Annotated in this window: 17 protein-coding genes and 1 pseudogene; 5 read left to right on the forward strand and 13 right to left on the reverse strand. The window is 71.7% G+C overall.

Annotated elements, in window-relative coordinates:
• Positions 1-95 precede the first annotated feature (95 nt).
• Together ACFVYA_RS45860 and ACFVYA_RS45865 are read right to left on the reverse strand one after the other, a co-directional pair.
• Positions 96-443: pseudogene (locus ACFVYA_RS45860) on the reverse strand (alpha-ketoglutarate-dependent dioxygenase AlkB); the annotation flags it as partial.
• Positions 444-520: 77 nt separating this feature from the next.
• Positions 521-1,096 (reverse strand): dihydrofolate reductase family protein, encoded by a 576-nt coding sequence (locus tag ACFVYA_RS45865; RefSeq protein ID WP_387054357.1) that lies wholly within the window; start codon positions 1,094-1,096, stop codon positions 521-523.
• A 242-nt stretch (positions 1,097-1,338) separates the two neighbouring features.
• Between ACFVYA_RS45865 and ACFVYA_RS45870 the strand changes: the two genes are divergently transcribed.
• Positions 1,339-1,917, forward strand: coding sequence for a hypothetical protein (locus tag ACFVYA_RS45870; RefSeq protein ID WP_387054377.1), 579 nt, complete (start codon positions 1,339-1,341; stop codon positions 1,915-1,917).
• 93 nt (positions 1,918-2,010) lie between these two features.
• Here ACFVYA_RS45870 and ACFVYA_RS45875 read toward each other — a convergent pair whose 3' ends face one another.
• Together ACFVYA_RS45875 and ACFVYA_RS45880 are read right to left on the reverse strand one after the other, a co-directional pair.
• Positions 2,011-2,946 carry an RluA family pseudouridine synthase gene (locus ACFVYA_RS45875; RefSeq protein ID WP_387054359.1) on the reverse strand — a complete coding sequence of 312 codons (936 nt, stop codon included), beginning with the start codon at positions 2,944-2,946 and terminating at the stop codon, positions 2,011-2,013.
• A 22-nt stretch (positions 2,947-2,968) separates the two neighbouring features.
• The gene (locus ACFVYA_RS45880) at positions 2,969-3,346 is read right to left on the reverse strand and encodes a DUF5313 domain-containing protein (RefSeq protein WP_387054379.1); all 378 of its coding nucleotides are present in this window, start codon (positions 3,344-3,346) and stop codon (positions 2,969-2,971) included.
• 85 nt (positions 3,347-3,431) lie between these two features.
• Here ACFVYA_RS45880 and ACFVYA_RS45885 point away from each other — a divergent pair, with 85 nt between their 5' ends.
• Both ACFVYA_RS45885 and ACFVYA_RS45890 read left to right on the forward strand, forming a co-directional pair.
• On the forward strand, positions 3,432-3,869 hold the full coding sequence (locus tag ACFVYA_RS45885) for a MarR family winged helix-turn-helix transcriptional regulator (protein ID WP_387054361.1): 438 nt from the start codon (positions 3,432-3,434) through the stop codon (positions 3,867-3,869).
• Between the two features lie 54 nt (positions 3,870-3,923).
• Positions 3,924-4,805 (forward strand): TIGR03854 family LLM class F420-dependent oxidoreductase, encoded by an 882-nt coding sequence (locus ACFVYA_RS45890; RefSeq protein ID WP_387054363.1) that lies wholly within the window; start codon positions 3,924-3,926, stop codon positions 4,803-4,805.
• Here the strand turns inward: ACFVYA_RS45890 and ACFVYA_RS45895 are convergent.
• Positions 4,802-5,587, reverse strand: a complete 786-nt coding sequence (locus ACFVYA_RS45895) for a hypothetical protein (RefSeq protein ID WP_387054365.1) — start codon at positions 5,585-5,587, stop codon at positions 4,802-4,804. The two genes, ACFVYA_RS45890 and ACFVYA_RS45895, sit on opposite strands and share 4 nt — an antisense overlap.
• A gap of 324 nt (positions 5,588-5,911) precedes the next feature.
• On the opposite strand from ACFVYA_RS45895, the gene ACFVYA_RS45900 reads away from it, so the two are divergent.
• Positions 5,912-7,018, forward strand: a complete 1,107-nt coding sequence (locus ACFVYA_RS45900) for a S1 family peptidase (protein ID WP_387054367.1) — start codon at positions 5,912-5,914, stop codon at positions 7,016-7,018.
• Positions 7,019-7,062: 44 nt separating this feature from the next.
• On the opposite strand, the gene ACFVYA_RS45905 is transcribed toward ACFVYA_RS45900, so the two are convergent.
• The 6 genes from ACFVYA_RS45905 to ACFVYA_RS45930 all read right to left on the reverse strand — a co-directional run bounded on the left by ACFVYA_RS45905 (position 7,063) and on the right by ACFVYA_RS45930 (position 11,620).
• Positions 7,063-7,323 carry a GlsB/YeaQ/YmgE family stress response membrane protein gene (locus ACFVYA_RS45905; RefSeq protein ID WP_013225295.1) on the reverse strand — a complete coding sequence of 87 codons (261 nt, stop codon included), beginning with the start codon at positions 7,321-7,323 and terminating at the stop codon, positions 7,063-7,065.
• Positions 7,324-7,440: 117 nt separating this feature from the next.
• On the reverse strand, positions 7,441-8,334 hold the full coding sequence (locus ACFVYA_RS45910) for an MBL fold metallo-hydrolase (RefSeq protein WP_387054368.1): 894 nt from the start codon (positions 8,332-8,334) through the stop codon (positions 7,441-7,443).
• A 78-nt stretch (positions 8,335-8,412) separates the two neighbouring features.
• Positions 8,413-9,288 carry a helix-turn-helix domain-containing protein gene (locus ACFVYA_RS45915; RefSeq protein ID WP_387054369.1) on the reverse strand — a complete coding sequence of 292 codons (876 nt, stop codon included), beginning with the start codon at positions 9,286-9,288 and terminating at the stop codon, positions 8,413-8,415.
• Positions 9,289-9,407: 119 nt separating this feature from the next.
• Positions 9,408-10,598, reverse strand: a complete 1,191-nt coding sequence (locus ACFVYA_RS45920; protein ID WP_285990707.1) for a hypothetical protein — start codon at positions 10,596-10,598, stop codon at positions 9,408-9,410.
• Between the two features lie 59 nt (positions 10,599-10,657).
• Positions 10,658-11,203: a PadR family transcriptional regulator gene (locus ACFVYA_RS45925; protein ID WP_387054381.1), complete on the reverse strand. Its 546-nt coding sequence runs from the start codon at positions 11,201-11,203 to the stop codon at positions 10,658-10,660.
• 27 nt (positions 11,204-11,230) lie between these two features.
• Entirely contained in the window at positions 11,231-11,620 is a 390-nt protein-coding gene (locus tag ACFVYA_RS45930; RefSeq protein WP_387054371.1) for a nuclear transport factor 2 family protein, read from the reverse strand.
• Positions 11,621-11,803: 183 nt separating this feature from the next.
• Here ACFVYA_RS45930 and ACFVYA_RS45935 point away from each other — a divergent pair, with 183 nt between their 5' ends.
• Entirely contained in the window at positions 11,804-12,643 is an 840-nt protein-coding gene (locus tag ACFVYA_RS45935) for a protocatechuate dioxygenase (RefSeq protein ID WP_387054372.1), read from the forward strand.
• Between the two features lie 192 nt (positions 12,644-12,835).
• Here ACFVYA_RS45935 and fadD8 read toward each other — a convergent pair whose 3' ends face one another.
• Both fadD8 and surE read right to left on the reverse strand, forming a co-directional pair.
• Complete coding sequence (fadD8, locus tag ACFVYA_RS45940) at positions 12,836-14,437, reverse strand: fatty-acid--CoA ligase FadD8 (RefSeq protein WP_387054375.1); 1,602 nt, start codon at positions 14,435-14,437, stop codon at positions 12,836-12,838.
• 132 nt (positions 14,438-14,569) lie between these two features.
• On the reverse strand, positions 14,570-15,547 hold the full coding sequence (gene surE / locus ACFVYA_RS45945) for a 5'/3'-nucleotidase SurE (protein ID WP_285990711.1): 978 nt from the start codon (positions 15,545-15,547) through the stop codon (positions 14,570-14,572).
• Between the last annotated feature and the right edge of the window lie 155 nt (positions 15,548-15,702).

The following is a 15,702-nucleotide window of genomic DNA, read 5'->3' on the forward strand; positions in this document are numbered from 1 at the left end:
CTGGCGCAACCGCCACTGCCACCCCAAACGCCACTTCGCCGTCAACTCCAAGATCCGCCGCCCCGATTACCTACCCAACGTTGCTTGATGAAGCAGTAGCACAGGCCCGCGGTGCGGAACGGTTCGCCGAGTTCACCGGCGTAGTGCTCGCTCAGCGCGGTGCGGGCCTCCGCCAGCACGGGGTGGGGGAGCGGCGCCTCTTCGCGGTAGAAGCACAGCAGCCGCGGGACGTCGACGAAGCGGTCGTACATCCGGCGCCGCTCCGCCTGCCACGGGACGCCGGTGACGAGGTCGGCGAACACCTCGTCGGCGCCGGCGAGCCAGCCCGGCTGCACGTCGACCCACGCGCCGGAGCCGAGTTCGGTCCGGTGGGGCGCGAGGTCGTGCAGCGTGACGGGGCCGGATTCGCCGAACAGCGATGCCTGCAGGGCCGGGGTCGTCATGGGTCCGACCGTACACGATGTTCGAACAGATGTTCTACGTGAAACATCGCGTGGCCCGGCCGGACCCCGGCGGCCCGTCAGTGCGTGACGTCGTAGACCAGCTTCTGGACGCCGTTGCCGTAGGCCTCGCTCTCGACGAGCTTCAGGTTCTCCTTGTCCTTGTCGGTCTCGCTGAACAGCCGCTTGCCCGCACCGAGCAGGACGGGGAAGACCAGCAGGTGGTAGCGGTCGATCAGGCCCGCGTCGGCCAGGGCGCGGTTGAGGGTGGCGCTGCCGGCGACGATGATCGGGCCGCCCTCGGTCTCCTTCAGGGCCGCGACCTCGTCCAGCGAGCGCAGGATCGTCGTCTCGCCCCAGTTGTCCACCAGGTCCGTCTCGGTGAGGGTGCTCGACACGACGTACTTCGGCATCGCGTTGTACCCGGCGAACTCCTCGGTCATCCCCGGCCAGACCGGCGCGAACGCCTCGTAGCTGACCCGGCCCATCAGCAAGGCCGTGGCTTCCTCCTGCTCGCTGCCCTTGAGCGCGTAGGCGGCCGGGTCGAACTCGATGTCTTTGAACGTCCAGCCCGCGTTGCGGTAGCCCGGCTCTCCGCCGGGGGCCTCGACGACGCCGTCGAGCGAAACGAACGAGCTGGAGATCAGGGTGCGCATGGTGGTGCTCCTCGGTGGTCGATCCTGCGTCTGCAAGTCTGTCGAACGGGGAAAGCCGGATTCGACACCGGCCCGGCCGAAAACTTCCGCCACACCCCGCCGCGGAACCGGGAGGCCTTGCCCGACGTGGTCCGGGCTCGTACAGTCATGCCCACGCCGGACAAAGGTCTGAACCTGTTGCCGGTGACCGCCGCCTCGAGTGACACAGGAGGTTGACGGTGCGCAGACTTCACGGTGCGGGCGTGCTCGCGGCGACGGCGCTGGGGCTCGCGGTGCTCACCCCGGTGGCGGACGCCCAGGTCGGAACGGGTCCCTGGACCGCGGACTCGCCGGGCTACTCCGAGCAGGAGCGGGGGTGCGGCGACATCTCCGGGCTGACCTTCAAGCTCACCTGCTCGACCGGCAGCGGTGACCAGCGCGCGGAACGCCGCTACACCACCTACACCGGCGGCACCCACCAGTTCGAGGGCTCCTTCAAGATCACCAGCATGACCGGCAGCCGGATCAGCCTGAAGCAGACGTTCCGGGACGGCTCCGACGCCGGCCCGTTCTTCATGCTGGCGGTGGAAAAGGGAGGCCGGCTCTACGCCGTGCACGGCGGGGAGACCATCGCCACCGGGGCGACCGTGGGCACGAGCGTCCGGGTGAACACGATCAACCAGGTCGGCAGCACCCACAAGGTGTACATCAACGGCTCGCAGAAGGACTCGGTTTCGAGCCCGGGCGGCAGCTACTACGACAAGTTCGGCAGCTACCGCACGGCGAGCGGCAAGGGGCCGATCACGGTGGAGTGGAGCGGCATCCGGTTCTGGCACAAGTAGGACAGAGCCGGCGGCGCGCACTGGTCACGGCTCCGCGACCAGCTCCACGCCGGCATCCCATCACCAGGCCGCCCGCGGCGGCGTCCCCGGAGTTCACGCCGGGGGCGCCGCCCAGGCCTCGGGGTCGTCCCAGGCGGACAGCCGCCGCGCGCTGGTGAAGCGGCGGTGCGCGCCGGTCAGCGGGTCGTCGAAGTCGAGGACCTTCGCGAGCAGCTGCAGGGGTTTCGTGAAGTCGCCCAAGGGTTTCTCGCGCAGCTGCGGGTAGAAGTCGTCGCCGAGGATCGGCACGCCGAGGCCGCTCAGGTGCACGCGCAGCTGGTGGGTCCGGCCGGTGGCCGGGACCAGCCGGTACCGGCCCAGCCCGGCGCGGTGCTCGAGCAGGTCGACGTACGTCTCGGCGTTCGGTTCGCCCGGGACCTCCTGGGCGGCGAGCACCCCGCGTTCCTTGACGATCCGGCTCCGGACGGTCCTCGGCAGGGTCAGCGCCGGGTCGTGGGGCGCGATCGCCTCGTACTCCTTGTGCACCCGGCGGTCGCGGAACAACGTCTGGTACTTGCCGCGCAGCGCGGGCGTGATCACGAACATCACCACGCCCGCGGTGACACGGTCCAGGCGGTGCGCGGGGGACAGGTGCGGCAGGTCGAGCTCCCGGCGCAGCCGCACGAGCGCCGTCTCCAGGATGTGCTGCCCGCGCGGGATGGTCGCCAGGAAGTGCGGCTTGTCGACGACGAGCAGGTGCTCGTCGCGGTGCAGGACGTCGATCGCGAAGGGCACCGGCACTTCGTCGGGCAGGTCGCGGTGGAACCAGATGAACGAGCCGGGCGCGTACGGCGTGTCGACGCCGAGCGGGCCGTCGGTGCCGTGGATGCGCTCCTCGCGCAGCATCTGCTCGATGCGATCGGGCGTGACGCGCGGCAGCCGGTCGACGAGGTGCGCCAGCAGGGTCGGCCACTCGCCGTCGGGCAGTTTGAGCCGGGCGGGGTCCAGCCCGTGGCGGGGCGGGATCGGCGGGCGGAGCTTGCGTCTCATCGTGCCCCGACTGTAACTGTGCCTAACCCTCCGACGGCGTCCGGTAGCGCGCGAGGTAGCGGGCGGTCGCCTCGGCGTTCTTCGCTTCGGCGGCCGCGGCGCGGAGGCGGCGTCCGGTGTGGTGCGGGAAGCCCTGGCGGCCGAGCCGGTGCTCGACGCTCTCCTCCATGTACGCGCACGAGTAGAAGTACGCGACCAGGGCGGCCATCAGGACCAGCGAGAGCCGCAGCCAGATCGAGCCGGGCAGCAGCAGCCACACCGCGCACAGCGGCACGATGCCGACCGACCGCTGGAGCACGAACCGGGCACGCCAGTGCTTCGACGTCGCATCGTGCAACGCCCAGTCGTTGTAGCGCTCCGGGAGCCGCACGCCGACGGCGTAACCGAACCAGCGGAGCACACTCGGTCGTTCCATGGCTTCGAGAGTACACTAATACTTAGTACACTAACCATTAGCGCGATCGACGACACAGGAGGATCGGACCATGATCGACCTGGGTGAGGACCCCCTGAAGCTGGACCGGCAGGTGTGCTTCGCGCTGTCGGTGGCTTCGCGCAGCGTGATCGCGATCTACCGGCCGCTGCTCGAGCCGTACGGCCTGACCCATCCGCAGTACCTGGTGATGCTCGCGCTGTGGGAGCGGTCCCCGCGCTCGGTGAAGGACCTCGGCACCGCCCTGCGTCACGAACCGGCGACGCTCTCGCCGCTGCTCAAGCGGCTGGAGGCGCTCGGGTACGTGACGCGCAGCCGCAGCCGCGCGGACGAACGCCGGCTGACGGTCGAGCTGACCGCGACCGGCCGGGCGCTGCGGGCCGAGGCGGAGAAGATCCCGTACAAGGTGGTCGAGACCCTCGGCATGGACGTCTCCGAGCTGGAAGCCCTGCACGGTGTGCTGACCCGCGTCATCGACGCGACCGCCTGAGGAATTCCCGGCCGCGCCGCGCGTTGCTTCCGGAAAAGGCCTCCGGGAGGAACCGTGCTGAAGATCAGGTTGGGCGTCGCCCCCGCGGCCGGCACCGGGCCGGCGGAGTTCGCCGGGCTGGCGGCGCGGCTGGAGGATGCCGGCGTCGACTCGCTGTGGCTGTCCGAGCTGGTCCACTCGCCCGAGGTCGATCCGATGATCGGCATGGCGCACGCGCTGGCGCGGACGTCGAAGCTGAAGGTCGGCACCGGCGTCGCGATCCTGCCGGGCCGGCACCCGGTGCTGGTCGCCAAGCAGCTGCTCACGCTGGCCGGGCTGGCGCCGAAGCGGGTTCTGCCGGTGTTCGGCCTCCGCCCGGCGCGCGCCGCGGAAACCGGCCTGTTCCCGGTGCCGCCGGGCCGCCGCGCCGCGGTGTTCGACGAGTCGCTCGTGCTGCTGCGCCGGCTGCTGGAAGAGGACGAAGTCTCCTTCGACGGCGAGTTCTTCCAGGTCGACGGCGTCCGCCTCGGCCCGCGCCCGGCGAAGCGCCTGGACGTCTGGCTGGGCGGAACGGCCCCGGCGGCCCTGCGCCGGACGGGCCGCCTCGCGGACGGCTGGCTGGGCAGCTTCCACACGCCGTCGCAGGCACGCGATGCCCGCATCGCCATCCAGCGGGCCGCGGCGGAGGCGGGGCGCGAGATCGAGGAGGACCACTTCGGCCTCAGCCTGGTCGTGGCGGACCGGGGGATCCCCGGCGGACTCGCGGCGGTGGCGGAACGCCGCAGCCCCGGCGTGCCGCTGACGGACCTGGTGGCGACGAGCTGGCCGGAGGCCCGCCGGCTGGTGGAGCAGCACATCGAAGCCGGGCTGTCGAAGTTCGTGCTGCGGCCCGGCCACGCCGATTTCGACGGCTTCCTGGAGAAGTTCCAGGCGGAACTGGTGCCGCTGCAGAACTAGCCGTGGTTGAGGTTGCCGTGCACCTGGCCGACCTGGATCGCGGTCCCGTGCTGGGCGCCGCTGATGATGTTCGTGGTGGTGCCCGGCGCCGGTGCCTCGATGACGGCCTTCGCCTCGGCCAGTTCCCCGGCGTAGTCGCCACCCGCGCCGTGGCGGAGCAGGTCTCCGCTCGGGTTCGGGATGTAGAGGTAGACCGTGCCGTGGTACTCCTTGATCCGGACGTCGGCCGGGACGACCTTGGTCGCGGGCAGCTGGGCGTATTCGCTGGCCAGGACGTCTTCGAAGACCCGCTGGGAGAGCGCTACCGCGAGGAAGGTCTGGTCGGGGTCCGAGCGCTCCAGCACCGCGCGCACCGGCGCGGCGTCGAGCAGCCGGTGGGTGGTGATCACGGCGCTGCCGATGGCGGCGGCCGAGGTCGTGCCCGGCGCGGGTTCGAGGATCGGGCCGACGTTCAGGCTGGCGCGCATCCGCAGGCGGACCGACCGGGCGGCGGCCCGCAGGCGGGTGTCGCGCTCGGCGAGCACGGCTTGGAGTTCGTCGAAGAACCGGGTCACCACCGCGGGCAGGAACCGTGGGTCGAAGCCGAGTCCGTAGCCGTCGCCGGTGCCGTGCGGGAAGAGGGCGGTTTCCCAGACTTCGCGCAGCCCGGCGCGGGTGAACGCCTGGGAGAGCACGTCGGGGATGGCGGCGGACACCATCGCCTGGGTGGCGGCGGGGTTGCTGCCGAATCCCTTGGTGTCGACGACCAGCAGGGCGCGGTAGGGCGGGAGTTCGGCGAGCACGGTGAGGCCTTCCTGGTCGTGGCCGTGGCCACCCGATTCTGACGGACCGCGGCCCCGCGGTCCTCGTGCGTTCGAGGTAATTCCCGCGGCTTTCCGCGCGGTCGCGAGCGGACGGCGGGGTTGCTCTGCGCGAAACACCCCTGGGCGAATTGCCTGGTACCTATCTTTTGTCCTGTCCGACGAAAGTCGGTACCGCGGCGCCCCGGCGCGGGCTCACCCTCGACCCCACCGGATCACCGGTGCCGGGCCGGCTCGGCCGGCTCATCCGGCGCGGCCACCCCTCGCGCCGGCTTCGCCCCGCGACCGCGAAAGTGAGTTACCGGCATGCGCAGAACGTCCCCGGGACACCACCTCCTCGCCCGCTCCGCCACCGCCCTCGTGGCCGCCACCGCGGCCATCGGCTTCCTCAGCCCCGTCTCCGCCTCCGCCGCCACCATCGACGGCTACTCGGCCACCGTGCAGCGGGAAGCGGTCGCTTCCCTCGCCGCGGAAGCCGGGATCGGCGAGTTCGCCGCCGTCGCCCTGCTGCGCACGCAGGCGGCGAGCGTCGACACCCTGCAGCGCGTCACCGCTTCCCTCGGGTCCCGCGCCGCCGACGGCTACCTCGACGCCGCCGCCAAGCCCGTCGTCAACGTGCTGGACCAGGCCGCCGCCGAGCGGGCCGAGCAGGCCGGCGCGCAGGCGCGGCTGGTCAAGCACTCCGGCGCCGCGCTCACGAACGCCCAAGACGCCCTGCAGGCGTTGCCCGCGGTGGCGCACACCGCGATCGGGCTCGATCCGAAGGCCAACCAGGTCGTGCTGACCGTGGCCGACGCCGCCAAGGGCACCGAAGCCCTGCTGAAGGCGGCCGCGTCGCTCGGTGACCGGGTCCGCGTGGAGCGGGTCGCCGGCGAGATGCACACCGCGATCTACAACGGCGAAGCCATCACCGGCGGCGGCACCCGCTGTTCGGCGGGCTTCAACACCAACCGCGGCGGCCAGAACTACCTCATCGACGCCGGGCACTGCACCCGTGCGGTGTCGCAGTGGAACGTCGGCCCGTCGCAGGGCTCGAGCTTCCCGGGCAACGACTACGGGCTCATCCGCAACACCACCGGCAGCGCGCCCGGCGCGGTCACCCTGTGGAACGGCTCCACCCAGCGGATCAGCTCCGCCGGTACCGCGACCGTCGGGCAGCGGATCAGCAAGAGCGGCAGCACCACCCACCTGACCTCGGGTTCGGTGCAGCGGACGAACGTGACGGTGAACTACGCCGAAGGCTCGGTGTACCAGCTGATCCAGACCAACGCGCTGGTCAACCCCGGCGACTCCGGCGGCTGCCTGTTCGCCGGCAGCGTCGGTCTGGGCATCACCTCCGGCAAGGGCGGCAGCAGCTCGTACTTCCAGCCCGTCGGCGAGGCGCTGAGCGCGTACGGCGTCACGCTGAACTGAGCCGCCGCCGGTGGGGGCACCACGCCGGTGCCCCCACCGGTGCGTCAGTCGCGGCGGTGGAAGATGAGCCGGTAGCCGGCCAGGATGATCAGGGCGCCCAGGATGGCCAGGCCCCAGGTGCGCAGGTCGAAGAACGTGCCGAGCTGGGTGTGGAACAGCGTCTTGCCCACCCAGCCGCCGACGAACGCACCCGCGATGCCCAGCAGGATCGTGATGATGCAGCCGCCCGGGTCCTTGCCCGGCATGAGGGCTTTCGCGATCACCCCGGCGATGAGACCCAGCACGATCCAGGCGATGATGCCCACGGGGTTGTCCTCTCGTCCGCTGCCTCTTGACGGCACAGGCTCTTGACGGCACAGGATGGCAGGCACCGGCCCCGGGAGCGCGCCGGGCCACGCCGACGTGATCGGGATCTCACCCGGTCAGCGCCGGGGGAACGGACCCCACCCCTTGACGGCGAACGCGCCGCCGCGGCGTTCGACTTCCAGTGCGCTGTGCCCGCCGAAGTGGGCCGGCACGAGCAGGGCGTGCTCGTCGGCGGCCCAGCCGAGCAGGCGCTGCCGGGTGGCGCTGGCCCGCACCGGGTCTTCGCAGAAGCAGCTGCTGTGCCCGGGTGCCGCGAGCTGCAGGGGCGTGTGCAGGACGTCGCCGGCGAAGAGCGCACGGTCGCCGCCGGAGGCCAGTTTCACCACGCTGGAGCCGGGGGTGTGGCCGGGCGCGGCTTCGAGCCGGAGGTTCGCGTCGATCGTGTGGCTGTCCTCCCACAACCGGACCTGCCCCGCTTCGTGCACCGGCTGGATGCTGTCTTCGAAGGCGTGTGCGTTCACACCTCCGGCCACGGCCGGGTTGCGCGCCGGGTCCCAGTGCTCGAAGTCCGCGCGGGGCATCAGGTGCGTCGCGTTCGGGAACGTCGGCACCCACGTGCCGCCGTCGAGGCGGGTGTTCCACCCGATGTGGTCGAGGTGCAGGTGGGTGTGCACGACCAGGTCGACGTCCTCCGGGCGGACGCCGGTTTCGCGGAGCCGGTCCAGGTAGTCCAGCCGGAGGTGGTCCCAGGCGGGGACGGCCGGGCGGTGCTTGTCGTTGCCCACGGCGGTGTCGATCAGGATCGTGCGGCCTTCGCTGCGCAGCAGCCAGGTCTGCATCGACGACACCACCAGCCCGTCCGCGGTGAGGAAGTCGGGTTCCAGCTCGTCGCGGTGCTCCTGCCACGCCGATTCCGGCAGGTCCGGGAAGAAGTCCCGGGCCGGCATCATCGGGCCGTGCTGCTCTTCGACGCGGGTGACGGTGACGTCCCCGAGTTTGATTTCGGTCATTTTTCCTTCTCGGTGGGGGTTTTCCGGGCACGTCGAAGCCGGCCTCCCTCGCGGGTGCCTCGGACGGAACCGGTTTTTTCAGCCGCGCGCGGGCAGGGTGCGGCGCGCGGTGGCCGTGGTGTGCGTGAGCAGGGTCATCGCCGCGTGCGAGGACGAGCCGGGCTCGGTGGTGGCGACGACGACGTGCTGCGCGGACTCGGTGAGCAGCGCCTGGTGCGTGACCGTCATCGGGCCCACCAGGGGGTGGTGCATCTCGTGGACCGCGCTGCCGCCGGCCTTGACGCGCTGGTCCGCCCACCACGCGGCGAACTCCGTGCTGCGGACGGAAAGCTCGCCGACGAGGGCGGCCGGGCGCGGGTCGTCCGGGTACCGTCCCGACGCCATCCGCAGCGTCGCCACCACCGCGCGGGCCTTGGCCGGCCAGTCGGCGTACAGCTCGCGGGTGTGCGGGTCGAGGAACACCAGCCTCGCCATGTTGGGGCGCGGCCCGGGCCCCTCGGGCGCGTCCGGCGGCAGGTGCCCGGCGAACAGGGCGTGGCCGGCGGCGTTCCACGCCAGGACGTCGCTGAACCGGCCGAGCACGACCACCGGCACGTCGCCCAGGGCGGCCAGCAGCTGCCGGACGGCCTGGGTGACGCGCTCCGCCGCCGGGCGGCGGCGCGGGGGCGGCCGGCGGGCTCCGGCGGCCAGGTCGTGCAGGTGCCGTCGTTCGGCGTCGTCGAGCCGGAGGGCGCCGGCGAGGGCGTCCAGCACCTCCGGCGAGGCGTTGGCCGACTGGCCCTGTTCGAGCCTCGAGTAGTAGGGCGCGCTCACCCCGGCGAGCCGGGCGAGCTCTTCGCGGCGCAGGCCGGGCACCCGGCGACGGTCACCGTAGGTGGCCAGGCCGACGTCCTCGGGCCGCAGGTGGGAGCGGCGGGTCTTGAGGAACTCGCCGAGGCGTCGTCTGGCTTCCATGCAGTCAGTATGGGCAGCGGCGGGGTGGCGCAACCACACCCTCGCGGGGTCAGGCAGGGCACCCGGAAAAAGGCCCGCCCGGGAACTGTCCCGGACGGGCCGTGCGTGGTCGGGCCGGCTCAGCCACCGCCGTAGGTGGCCTGGGTGACCGCGAAGACGTTGCGGTTGCCCGCGCCTTCCTGCAGCGACCACAGCAGGTCGGCGGCGGTGTCGTCCTCCCAGTACGAGAGGCTCTCGCCGCTGCTCACCCAGGAGAAGGTCTGCGCGGCGGCCGAGGGCTTCCAGTAGTACAGCTGCTTCTGGCCGGACGACTGGAACCACCAGCGGCCGTTGTGCGAGGCCACGCCGTTGAGCTTGTACCAGGGCAGCTGCAACGCCTGGCTCGCCGTCGTGGTCGCGGCGAAGGTGCCGGAGGCGGCGAACGGGTAGCGGATCGCCCGCGGCGCCCGGTTCGGGTAGTCCGTGCAGCCGGACGGGCAGGTGTACTCGGTCATCACGATCGACTTGCTGACGCGGTCGAGGGAGATCGACGACCACGCGAGGTTCGTGCCCGACGTCGTCTTCGAAGCGATCGTGCCGACCTGCGGCAGGACGTAGGCGTAGTTGTGGGCGTAGTACGTGCTGCCGGTCTCGTGGCCGATCTGGTCGGCGGTGCCGCCGCTGTTCGTCTTGAGGATCTTGCGCATGTCGAACACGCGCATGCCCTTCCCGGTGTCGGCGACGTAGAGGTAATCGCCGTACCAGGACATGCCGCCGGCGTGGATCGGGATGTCCTTGAAGTCCGGCGCGTCCGCGGTCCCGGTCGGCTCGACCAGCAGGATCTTGCGGTAGGCGTTCGGGTAGTCGGCGTCCCAGTCGACCAGGGTGATCCGGCTGCGGGACTGGTCGCCGTCGCAGCCGTCCTTGGAGTACCAGCTGACCGCGATGAGCTGGTGCCCGTCGTAGTTGCCGCCGTTCGCCGTCCCCACGGCGTCGCGGCTGGTGGTGATGCCCTGCGGGTAGTTCGTGCAGTCGGAGTTGTCGCCGCTGTCGAACCGGAAGCCCGTCGACAGCCCGGCGACGGAGAACGAAGACGGCAGCGCGGTGCGGTCGTGGTTGGCGTTCTCCATCACGGTGTGGACGGCCGCGGTGCCCAGCGTCGAGACCAGAGCGCTGTTCACCGCGTCGAACTGGTTGTAGTTGGCGGTCAGGGTGTACTGGCCGGCGGGCAAGGTGGCCGGCGCGGCCGCGGCGGCGGCCGCCGGCGCGGCGGCCAGGCCCGCCAGCACGCCGGCGGCCAGCGCGGCCTTGGCGAGTCGGTGTAGTGACATGGGAGCCATCGTCCGGCTCGCAAGTACAAGAGTCGTACAACCGGTCCACATCGGACACTTCAGGCCGGTGGGGCGGCCGCCCGCCGGTCGAGCACCTTCAGCGCCTGCTCGCACCACCGCAGGTTCTCCCGCTCGAACGACAGTCCCCGCATCAGCGTCAGGTACGGGCCGATCCGCTCGGCTCCGGCGAGGTAGTCGTCTTCGAAACGGCCGTCCAGCAGGCGCGCGCGAAGCCGTTCGTAGCCCGCGATCTTGGCTTCGGCCCGGGCCAGCCGCTCCGCCAGCGCGCCCCGGACCGCCGTCCGGTCGCCCGCGTCCACGGCCTGCACCTGCACCAGCAGCTCGTCGCGGATCACGCCCGGGCGGGGCGGCCGGGCCGTGAACTCGTGCAGCGACCGGTGCCCGGCTTCGGTCAGCGAGAACAGCCGCTTGTCCGGGCGGCGCTCCTGGTGGACCACCCGGGCTCGCACCAGGCCGTCGGCCGCCATGCGGTCGAGTTCCCGGTAGAGCTGCTGCGGGGTGGCCGCCCAGAAGTTCGCCACCGAGGCGTCGAACCCCTTCGCCAGGTCGTAGCCCGACGCCTCGCCTTCGAGCAGCGCCGCCATCAGCGCGTGGCGCAGTGCCTTACTCAACTAGTTGACTGCTTCGCGCTGGATCTGCTCGAACTGCGCCGCCATCGCCTCGGAGAGGGCTTGGGCCGCCGACAGCGGCCGGACCATCACGGTGAACTCGTCGATCAGGCCGTCGTCGTCGAGGTGCAGGAAGTCGCAGCCTTCGACCCGCACGTCCCCGATCCTGGCCTCGAAGACGAGGGCGTGATCCCGGCCGTCACCGCCGGTCAGCTCGCGCACGTACCGGAAATCCTCGAACACGCGGAGCACGCCGCGCAGGATGGCGGCGGTGATCGCCTTGCCGGGGTACGGCTTGAACGCGACCGGGCTGCGGAACACGACGTGCTCCGCCAGTGTCGCGGCCATGGCGTCGGGATCGCGTGCCTCGACGGCCTTGCGGAAGCTGCTCATGCCCACCTCGAATACTCAATTTGTTGACTATATCGGGCAGCATACCGTCTCGCCTTGAGTGACCGCTCGACGACGCACAGCTTCACCACAGGCCTGCCACAGCTGCCCTCGCCACGCTGGCCCAAGGCCGGGTCAGGCGGAAGTCAACCGGCCATTACCCACCCGACGAGCGAAAGGGCAGGCATGGGAAACGATCACGAGGGACAGCGGGTCAGCCGGCGGCGGCTGCTCGCCGGCGTGAGCTCGGTCGGCTTGGGCGCACTGGTCACGGCGTGCGCGGGCCGGAGCGCGGTCACGACGTCCACCGGGGAGACGGTCGCGCTGCAGGCGGTCACCGACGCGGACCTCACCGCCCTGTTCACCGGCGCGCGGACGTGCACGCTCACCGCGTCCACCACGCAGGGGCCGTACTACTTCGACGCCGACAAGATCCGCAGTGACATCCGCGAGGACAAGCCGGGCACGAAGCTGCGGCTCGCCCTGCAGGTGCAGGACAGCGAGACGTGCCGGCCGATCCCGCACGCGGTGGTCGAGATCTGGCACTGCGACGCGGGTGGCCTGTACTCCGGCGCGGAGGCGGCGTCCAGCGGCGGCGGCACCCGGCCGACCGGGACTCCGCCCACCGGGACTCCGCCCACCGGGACTCCGCCCGGCGGTGGGGACGCCGATCTCGTCCCCACCGACGACAAGCGGTACCTGCGTGGCGCCCAGGTCACGAACCAGCGCGGGATCGTCGAGTTCACGACGATCTGGCCGGGCTGGTACCGCGGCCGCACCGTCCACGTCCACGTGATGGTGCACGTCGGCACCGAGAAAACGCTCACCACGCAGCTGATGTTCGACGAAGCGCTGAACGCGCAGGTGCTGGCCACCCAGCCGTACGCGCAGCGCACCGGCCGCGACACCTTCAACGACGACGACTCGATCTACGAGCCGAGCATGCTGCTGAAGGTGACGCGGGCCCGCGACGGGTACGTCGGCTGCATCGTCCTCAACGCCGACCCGGACCACGACGGCGCGTAGCGCCGCACGCCCGGGCGAGCCACTCGGCGAGCGTGGTCTCCGAGAGCCGCGCGCCCGGCCCCGGCAGGAGGTCTTCCGGCCCCGGCACGGCACCGAAGTACGGCGCCTCCGGGCCGGTGACCACCTGCCGGGGCCGGAGCGCACGCGGTCAGCACGGTCAGCACCCACTCGACGAGCTCGGCGTATAACGGCCTACACGGCGGCTCCGTGCCGCTGGTACTGAGCTCGCAGCGCCTTCTTGTCCGGCTTGCCCAGCCCCGTCATCGGCAGGGACTCCGCGACGATCACCTGCTTGGGCACGTGCACCGGGCCCTTGCGCTCGCGCACCGCCGCCTGGATCTCGGCCGTGAGCCGCTCGAGGTCGCCGTCGGCGTCCTTGCGCAGGACCACGACGGCCGTCACCGCCTCGCCCCACTTGTCGTCCGGGGTGCCGATCACGCCGACCTGGGCCACCGCCGGGTGCTCGGCCACCACGTCCTCCACCTCGCGGGGGAACACGTTGAACCCGCCGGTGACGATCATGTCCTTGACCCGGTCGACGATGAACCAGAAACCGTCCTCGTCTTCGCGGGCCACGTCGCCGGTGTGCAGCCAGCCGTCGCGGAACGTCTCCGCCGTCACCTCCGGCAGGTTCCAGTAGCCGCCGGCGAGCAGCGGGCCGGCCACGCAGATCTCGCCCGGCTCACCCGGTGCGACGGGATTGCCGTCGGCGTCGAGCAGCGCGGTGCGCAGGAAGGCCGACGGGCGGCCGCAGGAGGCCAGGCGTGCGTCGTCGTGGTCGCCCTTGGCGAGGTAGCTGATCGCCATCGGGGCCTCGGACTGGCCGTAGTACTGGGCGAAGATCGGCCCGAAGCGGTCGATCGCCTCGCGCAGGCGCACCGGGTTGATCGACGCCGCGCCGTAGTACACCGTCTGCAGCGAAGACAGGTCGCGGGTGCGCGAGTCCGGGTGGTCCATCAGCGCGTAGAGCATCGTGGGCACCAGCATGGTCGCGGTGATCCGCTGCTCCTCGACGATCCGCAGGACCTCGGCGGGGTCGAACTTCGGCACCACGATCAGCGAGCCACCCTTGAGCAGCGTCGGGGCGAAGAACGCCGCGCCGGCGTGCGAAAGCGGAGTGCAGATCAGGAACTTCGGCGCCTCGGGCCACTCCCACTCGGCCAGCTGGATCTGCGTCATCGTGGTCATCGCCTGCGCGGTGCCCATGACGCCCTTGGGCTTGCCGGTCGTCCCGCCGGTGTAGGTGATCGAGACGACCTGGTCCGGCGGCAGCACCGCGGGCGCGAGCGGCCGCGGCTCGAACGTCGCGGCCGCCGCCGTCAGGTCGTGGCCCACGTGGGCCAGCTGTTCCGGGACCGGTCCGATGGTGAGCACCTGGGTCAGGCCGGGAACCTTCTCGAGCAGGCCGAGGGCGCGGTCGACGAAGGCGGGGACCGGGTCGATGATCAGGGTGGTGATGCCGGCGTCGGCGAGGATGTAGGCGTGGTCGTCGAGCGACCCCAGCGGGTGCAGCGCCGTGCGCCGCGAGCCCTGCAGCTGGCCGGCGGCGATGATGAGCAGGACTTCCGGCCGGTTCAGCGACAGCAGCGCGACCGGCGCGCCGGTGCCCGCCCCGAGCGCCTCGAAGGCCTGGGCGTACTGGCTGACCTGTTCGGCGGTCCGGCCCCCGGTCATCGTGGTCTCGCCCAGCACCATGACCGGCTTGTCCCGGTGGCGTTTCAGGGCGGAGACGACCAGGTGGCCGAGATGGTTCGGATACCGCATCGCCTGCTCGTCCATCCCGGTCCCTTCCACGGCGCAAGACTAGAACACGTTACTGTTCTCGACAAGATACGGCGACCGGGCCGGGTTTGTCAGGTTGGCGACGGAGTGGAACAGGTTTCAGTGATCCGGGGGACGCGCGCGGCGCGTCCCCCGGGATCCGCCTCAGCCCGGCAGGCGGCCGGCGTAGCCCCGGTTGACGGCGACCGCCGACACGCTCACGTACCCGTCGAACAGGGCCTTCGTGTCGCTGCCCTCCTCGAACTCCGGCGCGGGTGTCACCGGGTTGTACGACAGCTGGTACGTCCCGTCACCCGAAGGCACGTACGTCACCCAGCCCTGCGCCACCCGGCCGACCGACGTCCAGCGCACCGGCGACGGCCCGGACCCCGGCGTGACGTCCGGCTGGTTCACGTTCACCAGCACCATGTCCCGCACGAGGGACCACACCCGGGGCGACGCGAGGAGCCGGACGACGACGTCGGCCGCGGCCGCGTACGTTTCCGTCGACGGCGGGGGTGCCACGCGCGTGCCGGCGCTGACCGCCACCGTCGGCACGCCCCGCTCGACCGCCGCGGTGGCCGCGCCGACCGTGCCGGACAGGTTGATCGAAACGTCGGTGTTCGGGCCCGCGTTGACCCCGGAAACGACCAGGTCCGGGCCGGTGGTCCAGCCGAGCCGCTGGGGCAGGACGCCGGTCAGCGCGAGCTCGACCACGTCCGCCGGGGTGATCGACGGGCTGCCGGGGCCGCACGGGACGCTGCCCTGGCACGCGCCCAGCACCAGCCCGTGCCCCGGCGCGTTCGCGCAGTCGGCGGCGAACTCGGCCGGCACCGCCGCCGGCGGCGCCACGGACGCCGTGGGGGACCCGGCCGTGGACCGGCTCTTCGCGCCCTGGGACGCCCACGGTCCGACGATCGCCACGTCGGCGCCGGCCCGGCACAACGCCTGCCGGAGCACGTAGATGCCGCGCCCGTCCGACCCGTCGGGCTTCGCCGCCTGCACCGAATCGTCGTTGACCAGCAGAACCTTCTTGCCCCCCAGCGAAACCGGTTGATCGGGCCGCGGGCTGGCTTGGGCGGGCACGGCCAGCGACAAGGCGACCACCGCCGCCACCGCGACGCGCAAAGCCTTGAACCGCATCGCCACCGCCTCATCTGTTCGGAATCGGAGGGCCAGGCTAGCGGGAACGGCGGTGACGGGGCGGTGTTTCGATCGATCCGGCGGCGTGCCCCCCCCCCAACCCGGCCGGGGACGGCCCCCGCGCGCCAGGGTAGACGGGATCGGCCCCCGGGCGG

Source organism: Amycolatopsis sp. NPDC058278 (assembly GCF_042881395.1).
GTDB lineage: Bacteria > Actinomycetota > Actinomycetes > Mycobacteriales > Pseudonocardiaceae > Amycolatopsis.

What these genes read in the sequence shown, in the direction of transcription:
- ACFVYA_RS45865 (WP_387054357.1), bottom strand. Translation starts at nt 1,096, where the DNA reads ATGCGCACCCTGATCTCCAGCTCGTTCGTTTCGCTCGACGGCGTCGTC.
- ACFVYA_RS45875 (WP_387054359.1), bottom strand. Translation starts at nt 2,946, where the DNA reads ATGAGACGCAAGCTCCGCCCGCCGATCCCGCCCCGCCACGGGCTGGAC.
- ACFVYA_RS45885 (WP_387054361.1), top strand. Translation starts at nt 3,432, where the DNA reads ATGATCGACCTGGGTGAGGACCCCCTGAAGCTGGACCGGCAGGTGTGC.
- ACFVYA_RS45900 (WP_387054367.1), top strand. Translation starts at nt 5,912, where the DNA reads ATGCGCAGAACGTCCCCGGGACACCACCTCCTCGCCCGCTCCGCCACC.
- ACFVYA_RS45910 (WP_387054368.1), bottom strand. Translation starts at nt 8,334, where the DNA reads ATGACCGAAATCAAACTCGGGGACGTCACCGTCACCCGCGTCGAAGAG.
- ACFVYA_RS45915 (WP_387054369.1), bottom strand. Translation starts at nt 9,288, where the DNA reads ATGGAAGCCAGACGACGCCTCGGCGAGTTCCTCAAGACCCGCCGCTCC.
- ACFVYA_RS45920 (WP_285990707.1), bottom strand. Translation starts at nt 10,598, where the DNA reads ATGTCACTACACCGACTCGCCAAGGCCGCGCTGGCCGCCGGCGTGCTG.
- ACFVYA_RS45925 (WP_387054381.1), bottom strand. Translation starts at nt 11,203, where the DNA reads ATGGCGGCGCTGCTCGAAGGCGAGGCGTCGGGCTACGACCTGGCGAAG.
- ACFVYA_RS45930 (WP_387054371.1), bottom strand. Translation starts at nt 11,620, where the DNA reads ATGAGCAGCTTCCGCAAGGCCGTCGAGGCACGCGATCCCGACGCCATG.
- ACFVYA_RS45935 (WP_387054372.1), top strand. Translation starts at nt 11,804, where the DNA reads ATGGGAAACGATCACGAGGGACAGCGGGTCAGCCGGCGGCGGCTGCTC.
- surE (WP_285990711.1), bottom strand. Translation starts at nt 15,547, where the DNA reads ATGCGGTTCAAGGCTTTGCGCGTCGCGGTGGCGGCGGTGGTCGCCTTG.